18 protein-coding genes and 1 other annotated feature are annotated in these 21,208 nt (G+C 39.1%); of the genes, 6 read left to right on the top strand and 12 right to left on the bottom strand.

Annotated features, from left to right (window positions below):
• Nucleotides 1–8 precede the first annotated feature (8 nt).
• The 3 genes from yqfB to xerD are packed head-to-tail and all read right to left on the bottom strand — an operon-like array spanning nucleotide 9 to nucleotide 2,061.
• Nucleotides 9–359, bottom strand: a complete 351-nt coding sequence (gene yqfB / locus HC725_RS05845; RefSeq protein ID WP_238928441.1) for a N(4)-acetylcytidine aminohydrolase — start codon at nucleotides 357–359, stop codon at nucleotides 9–11.
• Nucleotides 359–1,111: a bifunctional protein-disulfide isomerase/oxidoreductase DsbC gene (gene dsbC / locus HC725_RS05840; protein WP_190330842.1), complete on the bottom strand. Its 753-nt coding sequence runs from the start codon at nucleotides 1,109–1,111 to the stop codon at nucleotides 359–361. Before dsbC ends, yqfB begins: the two co-directional genes overlap by 1 nt.
• 44 nt (nucleotides 1,112–1,155) lie before the next feature.
• A complete protein-coding gene (xerD, locus tag HC725_RS05835; RefSeq protein ID WP_190330841.1) occupies nucleotides 1,156–2,061 on the bottom strand; it encodes a site-specific tyrosine recombinase XerD in 906 nt (301 codons plus the stop codon).
• Between the two features lie 132 nt (nucleotides 2,062–2,193).
• Here xerD and fldB point away from each other — a divergent pair, with 132 nt between their 5' ends.
• A complete protein-coding gene (gene fldB / locus HC725_RS05830) occupies nucleotides 2,194–2,712 on the top strand; it encodes a flavodoxin FldB (protein ID WP_190330840.1) in 519 nt (172 codons plus the stop codon).
• 99 nt (nucleotides 2,713–2,811) lie between these two features.
• On the opposite strand, the gene brnQ is transcribed toward fldB, so the two are convergent.
• A complete protein-coding gene (gene brnQ, locus HC725_RS05825) occupies nucleotides 2,812–4,146 on the bottom strand; it encodes a branched-chain amino acid transport system II carrier protein (protein ID WP_190330839.1) in 1,335 nt (444 codons plus the stop codon).
• Nucleotides 4,147–4,442: 296 nt separating this feature from the next.
• Here brnQ and HC725_RS05820 point away from each other — a divergent pair, with 296 nt between their 5' ends.
• Nucleotides 4,443–5,153 (top strand): tRNA1(Val) (adenine(37)-N6)-methyltransferase, encoded by a 711-nt coding sequence (locus tag HC725_RS05820; RefSeq protein WP_190330838.1) that lies wholly within the window; start codon nucleotides 4,443–4,445, stop codon nucleotides 5,151–5,153.
• A 97-nt stretch (nucleotides 5,154–5,250) separates the two neighbouring features.
• On the top strand, nucleotides 5,251–6,489 hold the full coding sequence (gene srmB / locus HC725_RS05815; protein ID WP_190330837.1) for an ATP-dependent RNA helicase SrmB: 1,239 nt from the start codon (nucleotides 5,251–5,253) through the stop codon (nucleotides 6,487–6,489).
• A gap of 133 nt (nucleotides 6,490–6,622) precedes the next feature.
• Here srmB and yaaA read toward each other — a convergent pair whose 3' ends face one another.
• Complete coding sequence (gene yaaA, locus HC725_RS05810) at nucleotides 6,623–7,399, bottom strand: peroxide stress protein YaaA (protein ID WP_190330836.1); 777 nt, start codon at nucleotides 7,397–7,399, stop codon at nucleotides 6,623–6,625.
• A 110-nt stretch (nucleotides 7,400–7,509) separates the two neighbouring features.
• Nucleotides 7,510–8,940 carry an amino acid carrier protein gene (locus HC725_RS05805; RefSeq protein WP_190330835.1) on the bottom strand — a complete coding sequence of 477 codons (1,431 nt, stop codon included), beginning with the start codon at nucleotides 8,938–8,940 and terminating at the stop codon, nucleotides 7,510–7,512.
• Nucleotides 8,941–9,694: 754 nt separating this feature from the next.
• Between HC725_RS05805 and HC725_RS05800 the strand changes: the two genes are divergently transcribed.
• On the top strand, nucleotides 9,695–9,880 hold the full coding sequence (locus HC725_RS05800; RefSeq protein ID WP_190330834.1) for a DUF3545 family protein: 186 nt from the start codon (nucleotides 9,695–9,697) through the stop codon (nucleotides 9,878–9,880).
• 87 nt (nucleotides 9,881–9,967) lie between these two features.
• Here HC725_RS05800 and HC725_RS05795 read toward each other — a convergent pair whose 3' ends face one another.
• Complete coding sequence (locus tag HC725_RS05795) at nucleotides 9,968–10,501, bottom strand: hemerythrin domain-containing protein (RefSeq protein WP_190330833.1); 534 nt, start codon at nucleotides 10,499–10,501, stop codon at nucleotides 9,968–9,970.
• Nucleotides 10,502–10,685: 184 nt separating this feature from the next.
• Nucleotides 10,686–11,360 (bottom strand): uracil-DNA glycosylase, encoded by a 675-nt coding sequence (ung, locus tag HC725_RS05790; protein ID WP_190330832.1) that lies wholly within the window; start codon nucleotides 11,358–11,360, stop codon nucleotides 10,686–10,688.
• A gap of 341 nt (nucleotides 11,361–11,701) precedes the next feature.
• Between ung and grcA the strand changes: the two genes are divergently transcribed.
• On the top strand, nucleotides 11,702–12,079 hold the full coding sequence (grcA, locus tag HC725_RS05785) for an autonomous glycyl radical cofactor GrcA (RefSeq protein WP_190330831.1): 378 nt from the start codon (nucleotides 11,702–11,704) through the stop codon (nucleotides 12,077–12,079).
• A 167-nt stretch (nucleotides 12,080–12,246) separates the two neighbouring features.
• On the opposite strand, the gene thrC is transcribed toward grcA, so the two are convergent.
• Genes thrC through thrA form a run of 3 tightly spaced genes read right to left on the bottom strand, consistent with a single transcriptional unit; the run spans nucleotide 12,247 to nucleotide 16,981 of the window.
• Nucleotides 12,247–13,551, bottom strand: coding sequence for a threonine synthase (gene thrC / locus HC725_RS05780; protein WP_190330830.1), 1,305 nt, complete (start codon nucleotides 13,549–13,551; stop codon nucleotides 12,247–12,249).
• Nucleotides 13,548–14,513: a homoserine kinase gene (gene thrB, locus HC725_RS05775; protein ID WP_446751352.1), complete on the bottom strand. Its 966-nt coding sequence runs from the start codon at nucleotides 14,511–14,513 to the stop codon at nucleotides 13,548–13,550. The genes thrC and thrB overlap by 4 nt, the downstream gene beginning before the upstream one ends.
• Nucleotides 14,514–14,521: 8 nt before the next feature.
• Nucleotides 14,522–16,981 (bottom strand): bifunctional aspartate kinase/homoserine dehydrogenase I, encoded by a 2,460-nt coding sequence (gene thrA, locus HC725_RS05770; RefSeq protein ID WP_190330828.1) that lies wholly within the window; start codon nucleotides 16,979–16,981, stop codon nucleotides 14,522–14,524.
• A gap of 18 nt (nucleotides 16,982–16,999) precedes the next feature.
• Nucleotides 17,000–17,117: a sequence feature (Thr leader region), on the bottom strand.
• Nucleotides 17,118–17,689: 572 nt separating this feature from the next.
• On the opposite strand from thrA, the gene arcA reads away from it, so the two are divergent.
• Nucleotides 17,690–18,406: a two-component system response regulator ArcA gene (arcA, locus tag HC725_RS05765; RefSeq protein WP_190330827.1), complete on the top strand. Its 717-nt coding sequence runs from the start codon at nucleotides 17,690–17,692 to the stop codon at nucleotides 18,404–18,406.
• Nucleotides 18,407–18,535: 129 nt separating this feature from the next.
• Here the strand turns inward: arcA and arcB are convergent, their stop codons facing one another.
• On the bottom strand, nucleotides 18,536–20,887 hold the full coding sequence (gene arcB / locus HC725_RS05760) for an aerobic respiration two-component sensor histidine kinase ArcB (protein WP_190330826.1): 2,352 nt from the start codon (nucleotides 20,885–20,887) through the stop codon (nucleotides 18,536–18,538).
• Nucleotides 20,888–21,208: the final 321 nt, after the last annotated feature.

Genomic DNA, 21,208 nt, shown 5'->3' with positions numbered 1-21,208 from the left:
AGCGTTCTTTATTGAGAAGAAATCAAGTGGTAATGAATGACATAGAGAGCATTAAGATCCGGATAAATATCTGAGATTACGGTTTTTAATTCATCTAGTGTCATGTTCTCTTGCTGCGCATGAAATTCATTCAGGTTGGAAAACAAAATCGGTTCCACAGAATCAATTTGAAGCTGACAGAAAACACGACCTTGCTCTAAAGTTGAAACCGTCACCACACTATTGGGTACATAATGACTCTCAGCTTCATCTCGAATAGTAATAGTTTTCTTACCAGCCAGAATATCAGATTCAAAGCGAGCAAAAAAAGTCATCTCTGTTGGTTGTTCTTGATTGGTCAATGGTGATTCAGCACTCATTATCTCATCGACTCCAACGTTTTAATTAAATCGCTTGGCGGTAAGTAACCACCAACTAACTGACCATTGGAAAGCAAAATAGCAGGTGTACCGCTAATGCCCACTAGCGCACCAAAGGCATATTGGTCTTCAATCATTTTCTGGCATGTCGGTAAGTTTTTACTATCAAAATCAAAACTACGATTTAATTTAACCGCGTCCAGAGCCGATTTCTTATCATCGGCACACCACACTTTTGCCATACTAGAGGCAACATCACCTCTTGGTCCTTGGCGTGGGTAAGCCATATAACGCACGGTAATACCTAAATCATTGTAACCTTGCATATCTTTGTGCAACTTAACGCAATAACCGCAAGTAATATCGGTAAATACTGTCACCACATATTTTTCATTTTTTGCTTTATAGACAATCATATCATCGGCAAACTTTTCGACCATTTGGGCATATTTCTTCGCCATTAAGTCAGTGAAATTACCTTCTTTGTCTAACGAGTACAGTTTACCTTGCAGAAAATAATCACCATTTGCGGTGACATAAAAAACACCTTGGCTTGTCGTCACTTCAGCAAGCCCTGCAATGGGAGAGGCTTGGATCTCCGTAGCATTTAAACCTAGCTTGCTAAAACGTGAGGCAATTTCTTGCTTATTTATTGTGTTATCAACTGATTGACTATCGGCCGCTTGCGTCATAAATGAAACACAAGCAAGCAATGCCATAAAACTGTGACGAATAAAGACTGAATAACGCATGATTCACCTTACCAATTTGAAATAAAATATTAGAATAAAAAGGATTAAGCGCGTGGATGATGCTCTTGATGGATTTGTTTCAATCGCTCCGTGGCAACATGAGTATAAATTTGTGTGGTCGATAAGTCACTATGGCCCAACAGCATTTGTACCACACGAAGATCCGCCCCATGATTCAATAAGTGCGTTGCAAAAGCATGACGCAATACGTGAGGTGATAAGGCTTCTGTATCAATCCCAGCATGCACGGCATAAAATTTAATACGGTGCCAAAAGGTTTGCCTTGTCATTTGTCTAGCTCGTTTACTAGGAAATACCACATCAGAGCTTTTCTCCCCTAACAATGCTGGTCGACCTTGCTCTAAGAAGGTTTCAATCCACTCAATCGCATTCTCTCCCATAGGAACTAATCGCTCTTTACCACCTTTACCAATCACTCTTACTACGCCTTGACGCAAGTTCATATTTTCCATTGTGAGACTAATTAATTCAGTCACACGTAACCCCGTAGCATACAATAATTCCAGCATAGCTTTATCACGTAGCTCAATCGGGTCCTCCACAATAGGTGCCATTAAAAGATCATCAATTTGTTGCTCAGATAAATCTTTAGGTAAACGCTTGGGTAATTTCGGCATTAGTAATAATGAACTAGGATCATCTTCACGGACTTTTTCACGAGTTAAATATTGAAAAAATCGACGGATAGCTGAAAGCATCCTAGCTCGAGTCGTTTGTTTATAGTCTTTATCAACTAACCAAGCCTGATACGTTTGAAGATCAAGGTGTTGAATCGTCAACCAAGTCAGCGATGAATCCATCATCCACCCAACTAAACGATCTAAATCGTGACGATAAGACTGTAACGTATTTTCAGATAATCCCTTTTCTAGCCAAATCGCATCTAAAAAGCGCTCAACTAAAATTAACTCCGCTTGTTTTACCTCCACGACCTAACCTCATAAATGACTTTTACCGATGCAAGCGAGGTTACGGCAGACGATCTGTAATTACCACCCTTTTTGATTTGATATTTGCTAGAATACTCATCCATATCATTCATCACTTGCAAAGATTTATTTATGAAAATTGGTCTATTCTATGGCTCCAGCACTTGTTATACCGAAATGGTTTCTGAAAAAATCCGCGCCATCATGGGTGAGGATTTAGTTGATATCTACAATATCAAAGACACACCAGTCGCGACTTTACAAGATTATGATTTTCTTCTCCTTGGCATATCAACATGGGACTTTGGAGAAATCCAAGAAGACTGGAACGCGGTGTGGCAACAACTTGATGGACTAACGTTAAACAATAAACATATTGCTTTATTTGGGCTTGGCGATCAGGAAGGTTATGGAGAATGGTTTTTAGATGCGATGGGATTATTGCATGATGAATTACAAGCCACCGGTTGCCAATTCTTAGGTTACTGGCCAAATGAAGGTTACCTATTTGAACAATCTAAAGCGCTAACCGAAGACAAACAATTCTTTGTCGGTTTGGCATTAGATGAAGATTCACAATACGAACTTACAGATGATCGTTTAGCCATTTGGTGCGAACAAATCCTCATTGAATATCACGACAGCTTGTAAAACCTTGCATCTAAATGTCGAATAAAAAGGCTTAATGATTGAACATTAAGCCTTTTTTAAGCATTCATTTTTATAACATCATCGTATTATTTCAATGCTTTAAACTACTTCAGCTTCGCTATTGACTGATACTTCATCTTCTTGGTCGTCCACTTTTTTCGGAACAATTAACATAAAAAAGATAGTAACCAGTGTCGGCAACATCCACGCCATACCATAATCAAATAGTGGCAAGAACTTCAAGGCTGACATATCAATACCCACCACTTTACCTGCATCAATTAAGGCAAAGAGTAGCGAGATTAATACAACAGCTCGATAGGCTAATGGGCGATTCGGCAAACGAAAACGAACTAACGTTAGGAAAACAATCGCAATCGCGACCGGATATAATGCAAACAATACCGGCACAGATAATGTGATCAGCTGTGACAATCCAACATTAGCCACTAACGCACAAACCGAACCGACGACCACAACCCAAGCTTTATAGCTTATTGGCGTTAATGAACTAAAGTAATCGGCACAAGCGGAAATCAAACCAATCGATGTTGTTAAACATGCTAACAATACAATGGTTGATAAAACGAACTGCCCTTCAGTACCAAATAATGCTTGCACATAAATACTCAGAATCGCGCCACCATTATCTAAACCAGAAGCAATAGAGTTACTGGTTGCCCCCAAATAGAACAATGAGATATACACCAAAGCCAAACCTGTAGCCGCAATAAATGCAGCATAAATAACGTATTTCGTTACCGCAGATTTTTCAATAATTTTTTTACTGCGTAGTGCTTCAATTATCAAAGTACCAAACATCAAAGAAGCAAAGGTATCCATGGTATTATAACCATCAAGAAAACCTGTACTGAAGGGCTGCTGAATATAATTAGCTTGAGCGGCTAAGATCTCACCTTGTGGATTCAAAAATACCATCACAGATAAAATCGCTAAACCCAGAAATAAAACGGGTGTCAGCACCTTACCAATCACATCAAGCAACTTACCTTGTGACCAAGAAAAAGAGATAGCGACCACAAAAAAGACGATAGAAAAGAAGGTTAATTGCATTTGTGACGGATTATCTAAAAATGGTTTAATTCCCATTTCATAAGCCACTAAACCAGTACGAGGAGCAGCAAACGCAGGGCCAATAATAATAAAGAACAATACAGCGACAATGGTTGCAGTCTTTTTAGGTAAATCTTGCGTCAATTTATCCCATCCACCACCAACGACAGCAATCGCGATAATCCCTAATAAAGGCAATCCAACCGCCGTGCTTAAAAAGCCAAACATGGTAGGCATAAGCTCATCACCAGCCAATTGACCTGCAAGAGGTGGAAAGATAATATTTCCAGCACCTAAAAAGAATGCAAACAACATAAAGCCTAAAGCAATAATATCGGTTATTTTTAACTTTTGGTTCAAAATAAACCCTTAACAAAAAAAGTGGATATAAAGGTGCAATTGAAAATGTAACAATCTCACCATTACAACAGGAGCAAGATAATGGCGAAAAAAGAGATAATCCGCAACCTTTCGACAAAAAACAAAACTATATAGCAAATTTAAAACCAATAGGCAGTTCTAAAAACCACATTGTGAGCATTTAATCAGAGTAAAAAACTTAACAATCTTGATCAATCCTGCATAAAAATCAAGATAAAAAACCAACAATTACATAACAAATAGCATATATAACTAATTAAACCTTAAGCATTGATATGACGAATAAAATGAAGAGCTTTACTTTCAAGCAATTTTCAATATCCAGAGGCCACTCTGGTATGGCAGTCAGTACCGATGGTGTGTTACTCGGAGCTTGGGCACAGTTACAGAACGAACATCAAATCCTCGATATTGGAACGGGAACCGGTTTATTAGCATTAATGTGCGCGCAGCGAAGTAGTCAAAGCCAAATACACGCAATCGATATTGATGAAGGTGCAACTCAAGCCGCGCAACATAACGTCACACAAAGTCCTTGGGCTGATAGAATACAAGTACAACAAGGTAATATTACCGAAGCTAAATTTGAAAAAAGCTTTGATCGTATTATTTGTAATCCGCCTTATTTTACCTCTGGGGAGCTCGCTTTAGATCACGCACGTGCCCAAGCTCGCCATACTATAACTTTATCTCATCAAGCATTATTAACTGCATGCAAAAGAAACCTAACGAAAAAAGGCAAAGCCAGTTTTATCTTACCGAAAGTGGAAGGGACTGCTTTTATTGAATTAGCACTATCTCAATATTGGTTTTTAAGCCGCTTATGCCATGTTCATACCACGTCTAAAAAAGCTAGCTATCGACTATTATTGGAATTAACACTTATCCCCACCGAAATAGAGTCAAGTGAATTGGTGATACATCAAGATAATCAATACAGCGAGGCGTTTATTACTCTTACTCAAGCCTTTTACTTAAAGATGTAACTTTTAGCTCTTTGGGTATATAATGCGCGACCGTTTTACCATCCCTATTTATTGCGAGTGGTAACATCCATAACCACACGCTTGCTGGAGAATATACGTGATCAGAACTTTTGCTGAACTCGAACTAGACCAAAACCTTATTTCTGCTATTGAAGATATGGGGTTCGAGCGTCCAACTCAAATTCAATCTGAAGCTATTCCACAAGCACTTGAAGGTAAGGATATTCTTGCCTCTGCACCAACGGGTACGGGTAAAACAGCTGCATTTGTTCTGCCAGCATTACAGTTTTTACAAGATTTTCCTCGTAAGCGTGCCGGCCCTGCTCGAGTATTGATCTTAACACCTACCCGCGAACTTGCGATGCAGGTAGCAGACCAAGCTCGTGCATTAGCGAAAAATACTAGCTTAAATATCTTCACCATTACTGGTGGGGTAATGTATCAAGATCACGCAGATATTCTGGCAACAACACAAGATATCGTAGTAGCAACACCTGGCCGTTTGATGGAATATATTGAAGCCGAACGCTTCGATTGTCGTGCGATTGAATGGCTAATTTTGGACGAAGCGGACCGTATGCTGGATATGGGCTTTGGCCCTGTAGTTGATCGCTTATCGGCTGAGTGCCGCTGGCGTAAACAAACCCTTTTATTCTCAGCCACACTTGAAGGCAAAGGCGTTGAAGGGTTCACGGCCGATCTTCTTAAAGATCCCGTCAGACTTGAAGCCGATCCTTCACGTCGTGAGCGTAAGAAAATCACGCAGTGGTATCATCGCGCTGATTCCTCTGTGCATAAATTATCATTACTCAAACATATTTTGACTGAGCAAGCTGAGCGCACCATTATTTTTGTTAACACCCGTGAGCGCCTTGCTGCTCTACGTGGACAATTAGAAAGTGCCCAGATTATCTGCTCATGGATACAAGGAGAAATGCCTCAAGATCGTCGAAACAATGCGATCACTCGCTTTCGTGAAGGGGAAGTAAATATCCTCATCGCCACAGATATTGCCGCTAGAGGTATCGATTTACCGGATGTTAGCCATGTCATTAACTACGATATGCCTCGTACCGCCGATGTCTATTTACACCGTATTGGGCGTACTGCTCGAGCAGGTAAAAAAGGTAATGCTATTTCAATCGTTGCCGCACACGATCAAGAGATGATTGAACGTGTCATGCGTTATATCAAAGAAGAAATTAAAGAGCGTTATGTTAAAGGTATGCGCCCAGAGCACAAAAAACCAGAATTGAAAAAGAAAAATAAAAAGAAAGTCAAAGCTGCTGCTGCCGCGAAGAAAAAGACGCCAGTAAAGAAGAAAAAGAAAGCTTAAGCTGAAATATAGCTTAGAGATATATCTAAAAAGGGAGCATGTATTTGCTCCCTTTTTAATGACAATGTTACTCACTAAAGTGGCATATACCTAAAGTGATTGAAACTGAAGCTTAAAGTAATACGGGTATCAACTACTTCAGCTCTTCTCGTTTGAAAACTAATTCTGTTGCCGTTGATTCAGCTTCCACAAAATAATATCCCGCAATATCAAACTGTTTTAATTGTTCCAATGTATTCACTTCATTTTCAATAATATAGCGCGCCATCATACCGCGAGCTTTTTTAGCATAAAAACTGATCACTTTATAAGTACCATTTTTACAATCTTTAAACGCCGGTGTAATGATAGTTCCATCGACCTTCTTCGGCTTCACGGCTTTAAAATATTCATTCGACGCTAAGTTAACCAATGTAGAATCACCTTGGGCTGCCAATGCTTGATTAACAGCATCGGTAATAATATCACCCCAGAATTGATACAAATTAGTTCCACGTCCATTAGCAAGACGAGTCCCCATTTCAAGGCGATAAGGTTGCATTAAATCCAAAGGCTTTAAAAGTCCATATAGACCAGACAACATACGCAAATGTGACTGTGCAAATTCAAGGTTGATATCGGAAAGACTCTCAGCATCCAAACCGGTATACACATCACCTTTAAAAGCAAAAATAGCTTGGCGAGCATTATCGAAATCAAAGGTTGGTCGCCATTGCTCAAAACGAGCCACATTCAAACCTGCAATTTTGTCACTGACCTTCATTAAGCTTGAAATGTCGTTAGGCGTAAGCTTGCGGCACACATCAACCAATTCTGCCGAATGCTCAACAAACTCTGGCAGCGTATGCTTTTGAGTGCTCAGTGGTGAGTCATAATCCAATGTCTTTGCAGGGGAAACCAAAATCAGCATAATTCATCCGTTCATTGAGAAGATTGACGCTTAATATAACAAAAAAAACCGCACATCACTGTACGGTTTTTTCTATTACTGCAATAACGCTCAATAACACAAGCAAGAGATTATTTATTCTCTTCTTTCCCCCATACACCGGGTTCGATTTGTGACATCAATTCAGGAAAATCATCCGCTTTAAAAGTGGGTAATTTACCTTCATCTAATTGCTTATTGTAATCTTTCGCCAGTTTAATCACGATGCCTGAAAGCAGAATAATAGCGACCAAGTTAACCATCGCCATTAATCCCATAGATGCATCAGCCAAAGCCCAAACGGTTGGAAGCGTCGCTAAAGAGCCAAACATCACCATTCCTAAAACAATCACACGAAAGATGTTTTTAGCATAACGTGACTTTTTGAAGATAAACATAATGTTACCTTCGGCGTAAGAATAGTTAGCAATGATTGAGGTGAATGCAAAGAAGAAAATAGCAATCGCAACAAACACTTTACCCCATTCACCTACTTGAGAACTTAATGCATTTTGAGTCAGTATAATGCCAGTTACTTCACTATGAGGAACATATTCACCTGATAATAAAATAATAGATACCGTCGCAGTACAAATCACAATCGTATCCACAAACACACCGAGCATTTGTACATAACCCTGTGATGCAGGGTGTGGTGGATAAGGCGTTGCAGCAGCTGCCGCATTTGGCGCAGAACCCATACCTGCTTCATTGGAGAACAAACCACGAGCCACACCAGTTTTAACTGCATTCATGACTGCATAACCGACACCACCAGCGGCGGCTTCTTGTAGGCCAAATGCGCTCTTAAAGATAAGCTCTAATGCACCAGGAACTCGGTCTAAATTCATAGCAATAACAATCACAGCTAAAATTAAGTAGAAAATAGCCATGATAGGAACAAGAATTTCAGCGGTACGGGCAATTTTACGAATACCACCAAAAATAACAAATCCAGACAACACGACCAAAACGCCACCGACCATGGCTTTATTCCAATTGAAAGCGGTATGCATAGCATCAGCAATTGAGTTTGACTGCACTGCATTGAAAACCAAACCAAAAGCAATAATGAGGAAGATGGCAAATAAAATCCCCATCCAACGCATCCCTAGGCCTTTTTCCATGTAATACGCTGGACCGCCACGATAAATACCATCTTCTCCGCGAATTTTGTACAACTGTGCTAATGCACTTTCTGCAAATGCCGTCGCCATACCTAGCATTGCAATTAACCACATCCAAAAAATAGCACCTGGGCCGCCAACCGTTAATGCAACGGCAACACCCGCCATGTTTCCTGTGCCAACACGAGCCGCAAGACTTGTACAGAAAGCTTGAAAAGATGAAATACCCGAAACATCTGCTTTACGGCTATTTTTTAATACCGAAAACATATGACCAAAATGGCGGAACTGGATAAAACCAAGGCGTAATGTAAAAAAGATACCAACCCCAACCAGTAAATAAACTAAAATCGATCCCCAAAGTAGATCGTTTAACAATGCAAGTAGATCCGTCACGTAAACCTCATATATTATTATGACAACATTCACACCCACCAAGCGCTGGCAGGTTCCTTATGCTTTATCTTCTCTATACTCATTTTAGTTGAAGCTGAACCTCAATTATTTTAGGTCTATATAAAAGTCAGCTTTAGAGTAGTCGAGAGCAATAAAACACCGGCACTTTTCATTTCTTAGTGCCTATCAAATCTTCTGACCGGCAGGATAATGCAGTTTTCAGCCTCAAAAATCAATATGAGTTTTATTTCATAACTATGCATTATTTGACCACTTAACATTAAGTATTCGATATATTTAGTCGGTAAAATATCATATTCATGGCATTTAAATCTGATGCTATCCCTATTTTAAAATTGGTCTTATTAAAAAGGAACAAATAGTTCTCACCTCAAAAACACTAAATGAAACAAGCTGCTTAGTGCACTAAACTTCCTAAGATGAGTTTTAATTCAAAATCAGAAGCCTTCCTAAAGATCCAATTACCTTAGCCAAAAAATCAGTAACATCCCATTAACATTCATACTCACATATTGGATATATTTTTTTATTTACAGAAAAATAAATGACCTATTTTTAATCAAAAATATGAAAACTTTGATGGCCATTGCAAAATGATATAAAAATTTCATTATTTAGAAATAAATGAGAAATAGTTCAAAGTTAACCTTTAAAAAAGTGTGATATCAATGACCTCTAAGCAAAGTGCAGTCTGTGCTTTGCTTAGAAAATTATAGTAGAGAGGGATCGTATTATGGAAAGCTTTCAATTAGATGAAATAATGGACATGGAAACTGACCAATATCGCTCGACTAGAGCAAAAGCCACCAAACGTAAATGGAGAGAAATAGAAGCAATTCAGGACAGACGGCTACTCCAAAAAGAATTAATGGAGTTGGATTTTACGCGTGAATATAAACTTTCTGATATCCAAATTTAACGTTAACTTCTGTACTACTAATATTAGATATATTTACCATCAAAAATAGGCGCTCGTAGCGCCTATTTTTGATAACGATGCGAGTGTCTACTTCGATATCAATGCCTGCAATTTGGCATAATCATTTTCAATATGAGTTCCAAAGAGTGGATCTTTATCTTCTTTACCCCACAATGTTTCAACCTGCTGCCAGTCTTGAGCTGTAAACATTTTTTTTAATTGAGGTAAAATCTCACGTTCTTCGAAATCAAGATGCTTTTTTTGTTGGTAAATAAAATTAGCCAGAGCCTGATAGCACACATCATGCGGTACTACAGCATCTTTATTCACCATTTCTACTAAGTTAGCAAACTCTTGTGTGGCTTGGGCTAATTCAGTGTGAGCCAGAGCCAAATTAGCAATGTTTTCATCCTCACCATAATGATCTAAATAGTAATGATAAATGATGTCTTCTTTAGGGTGATGGGTATGTTCGGAATGCTGTTGAAAATAATGAATAACTTCCGCTATAACTTTATAATCAATCGGTTTTTCTGATTTAAGATCATTAAGAATACCATCTAAAATCACTAATAAACGCACCATATAACTGTGCTCTCGACTAACAATATCACCTAACATAATTGTCTCCTTACACATTGTCACTAGTCACTTTACTATAGACCTATTCAAGCATTCACACTTATCCATGATCAATTAATAATCAGTAAACACTCAAAAATCGACCAACTCACCAAAGAAAAAAGTAACCAGACAGTGGTAATGGCACTAGATTAATAGGTAATTACACTAGGTTAATCGGTAATTACACTAGGTTAATCGGTAATTTCCAATCGATAGGTACAGAGCCCAATGAAGTTAAAAACTGGTTAGTTTGAGAGAAATGCTGACAGCCTAAAAAACCACGATGCGCCGACAGTGGAGAAGGATGCGGTGCTGACAACACAAAGTGTTTATCGGTATCAATTTTAGAACCTTTCTTTTGCGCGTGTGCTCCCCATAATAGAAAAACCACTCCAGATAGCTCCTGATTTATTTGCTCAATAATATGGTCAGTAAACGTTTCCCACCCCGACTTTGCATGAGAATGCGCCTTACCTTGTTCAACAGTTAATACCGTATTGAGTAGCAAAACCCCTTGCTTCGCCCAACTCTCTAAATAGCCATGTTTTGGAATAATAAAACCATCAATATCCTGGGCGAGTTCCTTATAAATATTCGCTAATGATGGCGGAATTTTAACATCAGGCAGCACAGAAAAAGCCAAACCATGCGCTTGATTCAGACCGTGGTAAGGATCTTGCCCAAGAATGACCACTTTAACTTGCTCAAACGGCGTGAAATCAAAAGCGCTAAATACCTGATCTCGAGGCGGGAATATAGAAATATTGTGGTCAGCTCTTTGCTCTTCCACAAATGTGATCAATTGCTGAAAGTAAGGTAGCGATTGCTGTTGTCTTATTATTGTTGCCCAGTCCATTTCATCACCATTATTATCATTAAGTTCACAAAATTCGTTCAGTTTAGCTCTTCCAAAAATAATCTTACATAAAAGTCTCATATGGAAGTGTTGTAAAGTTACAGAGAAATCATTATCAATTTTATTTTAATCTTTCAAATAAGTTATTAAAGTATATTTATTAAGGCTTTATTGATTTACAGCAATAAACATTACCCATAATGGGTAGTGAGCTTCATAGTTCATTGATCTAAATCAATGCTAAAAGTATGGTTATTATGTATATAATATCGTTATTGAGGCAATTGGCATTCAAACTCAACGACGTTTATTTATTCCACAAAAGTGGCAAAGGAGATCACATGATCCAAGGTATCCAAATAACTAAAGCAGCAAATGACGAATTACTAAACTCAATCTGGCTGTTAGACAACGAGAAGAATGAAGCTCGTTGTGTGGCTGCAGATTCTGGCTTTACAGCCGACCAAGTTGTTGCTGCTGATATACTAGGTGAAATCGAATACCGTGAAGTTGCAATTGAAACCGCTCCACGTGTAGAAGGTGGCCAACACCTAAATGTGAACGTACTTTCTCGTGAAACTCTTGAAGATGCGGTTGCTCATCCAGAGAACTACCCACAATTAACGATTCGTGTTTCTGGTTATGCGGTTCGTTTCAACTCTCTGACTACAGAACAGCAACGCGACGTTATCGCTCGTACTTTTACAGAAAGCATGTAAGTTTTCATTGCTAGGATGTTAGTTTCTAGCCTCTAAAAATCAAAAAAGGTGCTCACATTGAGCACCTTTTTATTGTTCATTACTAGAGATTAACATTTCCTCCCAACAAACCTAATCTCTCTTAACAAACCTAAGCTGTCTTAACAAACCTAAGCTGTCTTAAAAATCTAAGCTTGTACTCTTCTTAATACCGCTTTCAATAGATCAAAATTAGCAGCTAAATCTTCGGATAACAATTCCATTGCACCATGCTTTGCAAGTGGCGCAGGAACATCAATATCAGTACCCAAAATCTCATCCACCACTTCTTTAAACTTGGCTGGATGTGCAGTGCATAAGAATAACCCTGTTTCATCTTGTTGCAGCTGCTCAGTTAGCACCCGGTAGGCAATTGCGCCATGTGGCTCACACAGGTAACCAAGTTGATTTAACTCAACCACCGATTCTGCGCTTTGGGTATCGGTTACCATGCCTTTACCTAACGTATCTAGACCCCAACCTTTAATACGGCACAACTCTTCAATACGTGGCCAGTTATTCGGTTGGCTCACATCCATTGCATTTGAGGTGGTCGCAACCGTTGGTTTTGGATCCCATTTCCCTGTTTCAAGATAACGCGGCACGGTATCATTAGCATTAGTCGCAGCAATGAAACGCTTAACAGGCAAGCCTAATGCTTTAGCCAGTAATCCCGCCGTTAAATTACCAAAGTTACCGCTTGGTACCGAAATAACTAAGTTTTCACGTTCCGTTTTGCTCATCTGAGACGCAGCTTCAAAATAATAACAGATCTGCGCCATTAAACGGCTAATGTTAATGGAGTTCGCCGAGTTCAAACCAATTTCTTCACGCAACGGTTGATCATCGAATGCTTGTTTTACTAATGCCTGACAAGCATCAAAATCACCATCAATGGCAACCGTATGAATATTGCCACCTAAAGTACAAAACAACTTTTCTTGTAGCGGACTGATCTTTCCTTTTGGATATAAGATCACCACATTGATGTTTTCCATACCATAAAATGCATGGGCAACCGCTGCCCCAGTATCACCAGATGTAGCGGTTAAAATGGTAATTTTTTGATTTTTATCTGCCCCTTCTTTTGGTAAAGAGACAGCTGCCAATGATTGAGCCATAAAGCGACCACCGAAGTCTTTAAACGCTAAGGTTGGTCCATGAAACAATTCCAACGCATATACGCCATCTTTTACAGATTTAATCGGTGCTGGAAATTGAAATGCAGCATCCACAAGTTGTTGAACTTGTTCTTTAGAGAGCTCATCGCCAATTAATGCTGATAGAATTTTACTGCTACGAGGAATAAAATCTTCTGCTAATAAGGCATCGATATCATCAAATTGTGGAATGTCCGATGGGAAAAAGAGACCTTGGTTTCTCCCTAGTCCTTGTCGTACAGCTTGGCCGAAAGAGACTTGCTCATCATTTTCTTTAATATTGTACAGCTTCATAATTCACTTCCTGTTACGCTCGAACCATCCTTGTCTAAGCGACAAATATGTACGAAACCTTCTTCGTTTTGTAGGTAATTTTCTTCTAACCAATTTGCAACGCGCTCTGCCACATCTTTTTTCGAACAAATCGTAAAAATAGTTGGACCAGAGCCAGAAATGCCGCAAGCCAACGCACCCGCAGACATAGCATATTGACGCGCCTGAGCAAAGCCAGGTAACAGCTTCTCACGATATGGTTCCGCGATCACGTCTTTGATGAGTTTTGCTGCCAGCTCTGGTTGCCCAGAATGACAAGCGTGAATAAACCCACCTAAATGACGACCATGCGCAATAATATCTTGGCGACGATATTGCGATGGTAAAATCGCGCGAGCTTCCGCCGTTGATACTTTAATTCCCGGATACGCCATCACCCAGTACCATTCATCAAAACATGGTACTTCTTGACTAATAATTCCTAGCTCTTCGAGCATTAATTGCAAACCACCCAAATAACACGGCGCAACATTATCATAGTGTACCCCACCAGAAATCTGACCTTCCATCTCCCCCATTAAAGCAAGCAGTTCCATTTCAGATAAAGGCTCACCATGGAAACGGTTAAGGGCATCTAACGCGGCAACAATAGAACAAGCACTCGAGCCTAAACCAGAACCAATTGGCATGTTCTTTTCAAGCGTCATCTCTAACGGTAAAAGTTCAATGCTTTTTTTATCTAATTCTCGAGCAAAAACACGCCAGCAATCGTAGACAATATTTTCTTTCGGGTTGGTTGGCAGTTTACTTACGAAGCAGCCAGCGGTTTTTAATTCAAACGGAATATCACTCGATGTCACTCGAACGCGATCGCCAAGCAACGTGCCATCGATAGGAGAAACAGCCGCACCTAAAACATCAAAGCCAACGCTCACATTACCAATAGAGGCAGGAGCGTAGACAACAACACTTTCATTTTTCATCGTCATGATTACACTCCTAATTTCCAACCAAGGGTACGCATTACATCCGAAAATACACCTGCTGCAGTCACTTGAGTGCCCGCGCCATAACCGCGTAATACAAGTGGAATTGGTTGATAATAACGACTATAAAATGCAAGTGCATTCTCACCATCTTTGATTTTATACATTGGGTCATTATCATCGACTGAAATCATTTTTACACGGCAAATACCGTCATCGATACTACCAACATAACGTAATACTTTCCCTTTTTCAGCAGCTTGAGCTGCCAAGTTAGTAAAGTAATCATCCGCTTGTGGCAAGCGAGTCATAAATTCTTCAATACTACCTGAATCATCAAAGCCTGGTGGCAGTGCCTGTTCAACGACCACATCTTCTAATTCAAGTACCATCCCAGCTTCACGAGCTAAAATAAGCAGTTTACGCGCCACATCCATACCAGAAAGATCGTCACGAGGATCGGGCTCAGTGAAACCATTCTCTTTCGCAATATTAGTTGCTTGGCTTAATGTCATACCTTCATCTAACTTACCGAAAATATAAGAAAGAGAGCCAGACAAAATACCATTAAATTTTTCTAGTTCATCCCCTGCTGAAATCAGGTTTTGCAGATTTTCAATCACAGGCAATCCCGCACCAACCGTCGTTTCATACATGAATTTACGACGAGTACCGCGCGCAGTTTCACGTAACTGATGGTAATAACTCATACTCGCAGTATTTGCTTTTTTATTCGGTGTCACAACATGGAAACCTGCCGCTAAAAAATCAATATATTGATTAGCAATCACTTCACTTGAGGTGCAATCGACTAAGACAGGATTAATAATATGATTACGTTGAACCAGTGCGATCATGCGAGCAAGACTAAACTCTTCAGTCGCATGAGTCATACGCTCACGCCAACCTTCAAGTGGCAAACCGTCACTATCCAGCAGTAAACCTTTTGAGTTGGCTAGACCACATACTCTAATCACAATGCCTTTTTCAGCTAATTTAGCTTGTTGACGTTGGAATTGATCCACCAATTCACCACCAACACCACCAATACCAACAACAAACACATCCAAGAAATGCTTAGAATTAAACAAATTCTCATGGCAAGCTTTAACCGCAACGGCAATACGATCTTCAGGAATAACCGCTGAAATAGCGCGCTCTGATGAGCCTTGAGCAATCGCCACTACATTAACGTTAACTTCAGCGAGTGAGGCAAAAAATTGAGATGCTACACCTCGTGCGGTACGCATTTTATCGCCAACTAAAGTCACAATCGCCACATCATCAGTGAACTCAATCGGATCAAGTAAACTATCTTTAAGCTCCAATTCAAAAGCCGCTTGCAGTGATCGCTCAGCTTTTAGTTTATCCACCGCTTCAATACAAAAGCTAATACTGTATTCAGAAGAGGATTGTGTAATAAGCACAATCGAAACACCGGAAATAGACATCGCTCCAAAGACTCGGCTCGCCATACCAACCATGCCTTTCATTCCTGGGCCAGACACGTTAACCATAGTTAATTGGCTTAAAGTTGTAATGCCTTTGATCGCAAGATTATCTTCACCAGTATCTTGACCGATTAATGTGCCCGCACCTTGGGGGTTAAAGCTATTTTTGATGAGGCATGGAATTTGAAATTGTGCGATAGGCGCAATAGTTTTAGGGTGGAGTACCGATGCACCAAAATAAGAAAGCTCCATCGCTTCTTGATAACTTAGGGATTTCAATAAACGTGCATCTTCTACCAATCTAGGATCGCAATTGTACACTCCATCAACATCTGTCCAGATTTCACAACAATCCGCTCGTAAACAAGCAGCCAAAACGGCCGCTGAATAATCAGAACCATTACGCCCCAATGTCACCAACTCACCTTGCTCATTGCCAGCAGTAAAACCAGGCATGATATTAATATGACCGGAAGGTAACGGATTATTTTGAAAATTAAGGGTTGATGCATCAACATCAACAGACGCTTCAAGATAATCACCTTTTGCCAATAGATATGCCACAGGATCAATTAAACTTGCTTGCTTACCCTTTGCTTCAATCACCGCTTTCATCAGCTGAATAGAAATCCTTTCGCCTTTACTGATGATGCGTGCGTTAACATGATTTGGACACATGCCTAATAACGCAATGCCATGGGCATATTGTCTGAGTTGTAGAATAGATTTCTTCACTTGACCATCAAAATCTTGATTATCTAAGTGGCCAATTTCAGACTTAATCGCCTGAAACAAATCATAAAATGATTGCTCTAATTCATTAATCTGTAATTCTGCTTCGCCGTTTTGCAACACACAATCAATCACAGCGACTAATTTATTAGTGGTTTTCCCTGGCGCAGAAAGTACCACTGCAACTTCTTCTTGTTGGGCATTATTAATAATAATGTCCGCGGCTCGTAAAAATCGATCCGCATCGGACAATGACGATCCGCCAAACTTTAATACTCGCATCCCTTCCTCCAAATGACATAAAAAAAGGCCTGTATCTGGTGAGATACAGGCCTTTTTTTGAAAACTTTCGCTTACCAGCCTGCCCCAACATTAATCGTGTCGGTAATAATAATGGTGGTGGTCATAGCGGTAGTCGAAAACATATAAAAAATCTACTTAACTTAAGAACTGACTCTAGAAATACCGACTTAACGACAATGAGTCAATCAAAAATTCACTTTATTACCGTTAAACTCAATAAAACCAGTAAAGTACGCTAACAGCATTACCTAAATAACACTTTAAAAACCATAAAATATTCTTAAAGTTTAGACCTAAGCGAAATATTACCACTGTAAATAACCAAAAAACGACAGATATAAAGAGAGTAAACATCGTTAGATAATACTACGACATTTTGGCAGCAGATCATAAATACGGATACAAAAGTACAGCCTCGTCAGTAAACTTAATCATTCAATTGATGCAAATCAACAAAGTGAATATTAGTTAACATTCCCTTATTGTTAGCAAGCTGTTAAGACTGTAAACTCAATTTCATTAAATAATGATCTAAAATATACATTCTAAAAGTGAACACATCGCTACCAAGCACTGATATTAAAGGCTGCTAGTCCAATATCAAGTTTACGCTAGTCAATGCGTTCGCTAATGAAATGTTATTTTTCATCCACTATTACTGATATTATTTACGGTTTAGGTACTCTTATGCATACCCCACAAATTCTTATCGTTGAAGACGAACAAGTCACACGCAATACGCTAAAGACTATTTTTGAAGCTGAAGGATACAGCGTATTTGAAGCTATCAATGGTGATGATATGCACCAAATCCTTTCTGAGAATCAAATAAATTTAGTGATAATGGATATTAATTTGCCAGGTAAAAATGGCTTGTTACTGGCTCGTGAATTACGTGAACAAGCAAATATTGCATTAATGTTCTTAACAGGACGCGATAATGAAGTGGATAAAATTCTTGGCCTAGAGATTGGGGCTGATGACTACATTACGAAACCATTTAATCCTCGTGAACTGACTATTCGTGCTCGTAACTTGCTCCAACGATCAATGAATCAAGGTGATGCACCAGAAGAAAAGCGCAGCGTAGATAAATACGAATTTAATGGCTGGATCTTAGATATCAATAGCCGCTCTTTAGTCAACCCTGCTGGCGAAAACTATAAATTACCTCGCTCAGAGTTTCGTGCGCTACTGCACTTTTGTGAAAACCCGGGCAAAATCCAAACTCGTGCAGATCTATTGAAAAAAATGACAGGGCGTGAACTAAAACCTCATGACCGTACCGTCGATGTGACCATTCGCCGTATTCGTAAGCATTTTGAATCTGTTACCGACACGCCAGAGATCATTGCCACTATTCACGGTGAAGGCTATCGCTTTTGTGGCGAGTTTTCAGAGTAAAGTAAACTATTGCGCCGTTCTTCAAGAGCATTGATTTAAGTAAAAAATAAACCCTCGAACTTCAAGCTTGAGGGTTTTATTTTAATCTTCATTTAAAGGTAAAGATGGAGAAATAAATAATTTGCACGCTTAAGGTAAAAGCCTTTGCTTAAGTAATAAAATATCCGACTGATAATTATCTTTAATCTCATTAATCCATTCCATAACATTTACCTCCCAATCAATACGCTCTGGAGATTGTGCTTTTTGTGCCAATTCTTGCAATCGCTTCAACCCAACAGAACCAGCTGCTCCTTTAATTTTATGGGCTTCTGACACCATATTCTCGGTATCCCAGTTCACTGCATATTGATATAAGTCGTCTAGATACTCAGGCAGGGTGCGAGCAAACATATCTAAATTATCCAGCATAGGCTGCACACCAACAATCTCAATATAAGATTCCAACATGGTCAAATCAAACAGATCTGATAATGATCTTTCCTGCTCCACATTAGAATCCTTAATACTTTCTATCGGTTGAGCTTGGTTTGGGTTTGTTTTTCGGTTTTCGATGCACTCTTCAATAACGGCAAAAATTGCTTTAATCGAAAGAGGTTTGCTAATCGCGTCATCCATTCCTTTTTCAAGATACTCACTCTTATCCGTCATAGAATTGGCTGTCAATGCAACCAATGGAGGTAGTGACTTATAACGTTGACGAAACTCACGAGCTATATCAAACCCTGTCATATCAGGAAGTTGAATGTCTAATAGCACCAAATCGTAGTCATCGGGATTGAATCGTTTCAACGCATCTTCACCCGTCATGGCGACATCAACAGTATGCCCTAAGTTTTCTAGCACGGAGCGAGCAACAGTCACATTGAGTTCAATATCTTCAACCATAAAAATGCGTAGATTAGACTGAGATTGAAATTGATTTGATGTGATTTTTGGTAACTGGGCAACGGGCACCCGAATGGAAATATAAAAAGTACTACCAAAGCCGAGATCACTAGACACGGTTATTTCACCGTCCATTCTCTGGATAATTTCTTGAGAGACTGCCAAGCCAATTCCTGTACCAACTGCATGTAAATTATCTTTGCCCGATTTAACTTGATAATACATACCAAAAATATTCTCAATTTCAGACTTCGGGATCCCTATTCCAGTGTCTTCTATTTCAAATTCGATATTGGCAAATTCATTATCATAATCAGCACTAATATTAACCGTAACCCCACCTTCCTTAGTGAATTTCATGGCATTACTGACTAAATTCCACAACACTTGACGTAAACGTGATGCGTCAACACGAATTCCAATAGGTAAATCAGTTAAGCGATCCATTTCAAAACGAAGTCCTTTTTGATCAGCCATCAAATGAGAAATCGTTTCAATATCAGAAATAAAGCTATGAAAATCGGTAGCAACAGGTAAAAGCTCTAGCTCACTGCGATCTAATTTATTTAGATCAATGACATCATTAAAAATATGTCCTAAAGTAATTGCACTGACATTAATAGTTTGCATGTATTTATGCTGTTCACTCGTTAGCGGTGAAGCCAGCAAAATACGGCTAAGACCAACAATACCATTGAGAGGGGTTCTTAACTCATGACTTATAGTGGATATAAATTGAGTTTTATCTTGGCTCGCTTTCACTAGCGCATCTTGAGAAACCTGACGCTCGGTAATATCTCGACCAAAGCCCACTAACCCCAAGAGTTCTCCACCCTTACTATAAAATGGCAATTTTCTAAACTCGAAATAGGCTTTTTTTCCATCCGGATAAGTTAACCAAATATCATAGGTCAGCTCTTTATTCTCGGAGAATACTTTAGCATCGGTCGCTTCAACCTGTTGTCGTGTTCCAGCATCGGTATAAACATCATAAATAGACAATCCCACCAATTGATCAAGTTTAAGCCCAATAAGATCTTCGAAAGCTTTATTGCATCCAGAAAACTCTCCACGAGTATTGCGGTAATAAATCAAATCAGGAGACGCATCAAGAAAAGAGCGTAATAACGCCGTTCGTTCGGCTAGTTCCACTTGTGTTTTTTCACGATAGAAAACTTCGCTTTCTAAATCAAAAATCGCTTCTTCTCTCGCTTCTTCCGCCTTTTTCCTTTCTTCTATTTGCTGGTTTAGTTCTTTGATATTTTTTTGTAATTTAATATGTAATTCAATATCACGAGCGCGCATATCCTTTAGCTTTCCGACCAACTTACTTAGTCGTTGCCGAGAATCTTCTAACTGCTCCACTACAACAGTAAGAAAATAAACCGCCCAAGGTGTCACTAACAATCCGAAAAAAATAGAACGCACTATGAGTAAATTCTCTACATCACCGCGTAACAATATACTGATACAAGCTTGAATAAGAACAGAAAATGAGACTAATGCAGCGGCAAGCAGCATCGAAAATCGAACGATGCCAAGCTTAACCAATAAATCCACATAGTACTGTGCGAGGTTTTTTAACGGACTCATTTTTCACCCATTTAATTCACGAATAAACATTTCTATAAGACAAGGAAAATAACAACATATGCCCTATTTCCAATAATATCAGCAGCATTCTACCGTTTTATGTAAACAAAGTTGGAAAAACCTCAAAAATAAAAGCACATTAAATAAATAATAATTCCAATTTAAAGCATAAAAAATCAATAAATAGCACTTTTAAGTGTTTAATATTCAAGAGATGTAAAAAAAACGTAATGGTAAAGCAAACTTTCGTTGGAATTACATAGTACAAAAATGTAGGATGTTGACATGATATTGTCTTTTTCGTGAGGTTAATCACGTTAG

Origin of the sequence: Vibrio sp. S17_S38, assembly GCF_014694375.1 — a bacterium.
Lineage (GTDB): Bacteria > Pseudomonadota > Gammaproteobacteria > Enterobacterales > Vibrionaceae > Vibrio.
The sequence above is the reverse complement of the archived record's forward strand: the minus strand, read 5'-3'. Positions and strand labels throughout refer to the sequence as shown.

What these genes read in the sequence shown, in the direction of transcription:
- yqfB (WP_238928441.1), bottom strand. Translation starts at nt 359, where the DNA reads ATGAGTGCTGAATCACCATTGACCAATCAAGAACAACCAACAGAGATG.
- dsbC (WP_190330842.1), bottom strand. Translation starts at nt 1,111, where the DNA reads ATGCGTTATTCAGTCTTTATTCGTCACAGTTTTATGGCATTGCTTGCT.
- fldB (WP_190330840.1), top strand. Translation starts at nt 2,194, where the DNA reads ATGAAAATTGGTCTATTCTATGGCTCCAGCACTTGTTATACCGAAATG.
- HC725_RS05820 (WP_190330838.1), top strand. Translation starts at nt 4,443, where the DNA reads ATGACGAATAAAATGAAGAGCTTTACTTTCAAGCAATTTTCAATATCC.
- yaaA (WP_190330836.1), bottom strand. Translation starts at nt 7,399, where the DNA reads ATGCTGATTTTGGTTTCCCCTGCAAAGACATTGGATTATGACTCACCA.
- HC725_RS05800 (WP_190330834.1), top strand. Translation starts at nt 9,695, where the DNA reads ATGGAAAGCTTTCAATTAGATGAAATAATGGACATGGAAACTGACCAA.
- HC725_RS05795 (WP_190330833.1), bottom strand. Translation starts at nt 10,501, where the DNA reads ATGTTAGGTGATATTGTTAGTCGAGAGCACAGTTATATGGTGCGTTTA.
- ung (WP_190330832.1), bottom strand. Translation starts at nt 11,360, where the DNA reads ATGGACTGGGCAACAATAATAAGACAACAGCAATCGCTACCTTACTTT.
- grcA (WP_190330831.1), top strand. Translation starts at nt 11,702, where the DNA reads ATGATCCAAGGTATCCAAATAACTAAAGCAGCAAATGACGAATTACTA.
- thrC (WP_190330830.1), bottom strand. Translation starts at nt 13,551, where the DNA reads ATGAAGCTGTACAATATTAAAGAAAATGATGAGCAAGTCTCTTTCGGC.
- thrB (WP_446751352.1), bottom strand. Translation starts at nt 14,513, where the DNA reads ATGAAAAATGAAAGTGTTGTTGTCTACGCTCCTGCCTCTATTGGTAAT.
- thrA (WP_190330828.1), bottom strand. Translation starts at nt 16,981, where the DNA reads ATGCGAGTATTAAAGTTTGGCGGATCGTCATTGTCCGATGCGGATCGA.
- arcA (WP_190330827.1), top strand. Translation starts at nt 17,690, where the DNA reads ATGCATACCCCACAAATTCTTATCGTTGAAGACGAACAAGTCACACGC.
- arcB (WP_190330826.1), bottom strand. Translation starts at nt 20,887, where the DNA reads ATGAGTCCGTTAAAAAACCTCGCACAGTACTATGTGGATTTATTGGTT.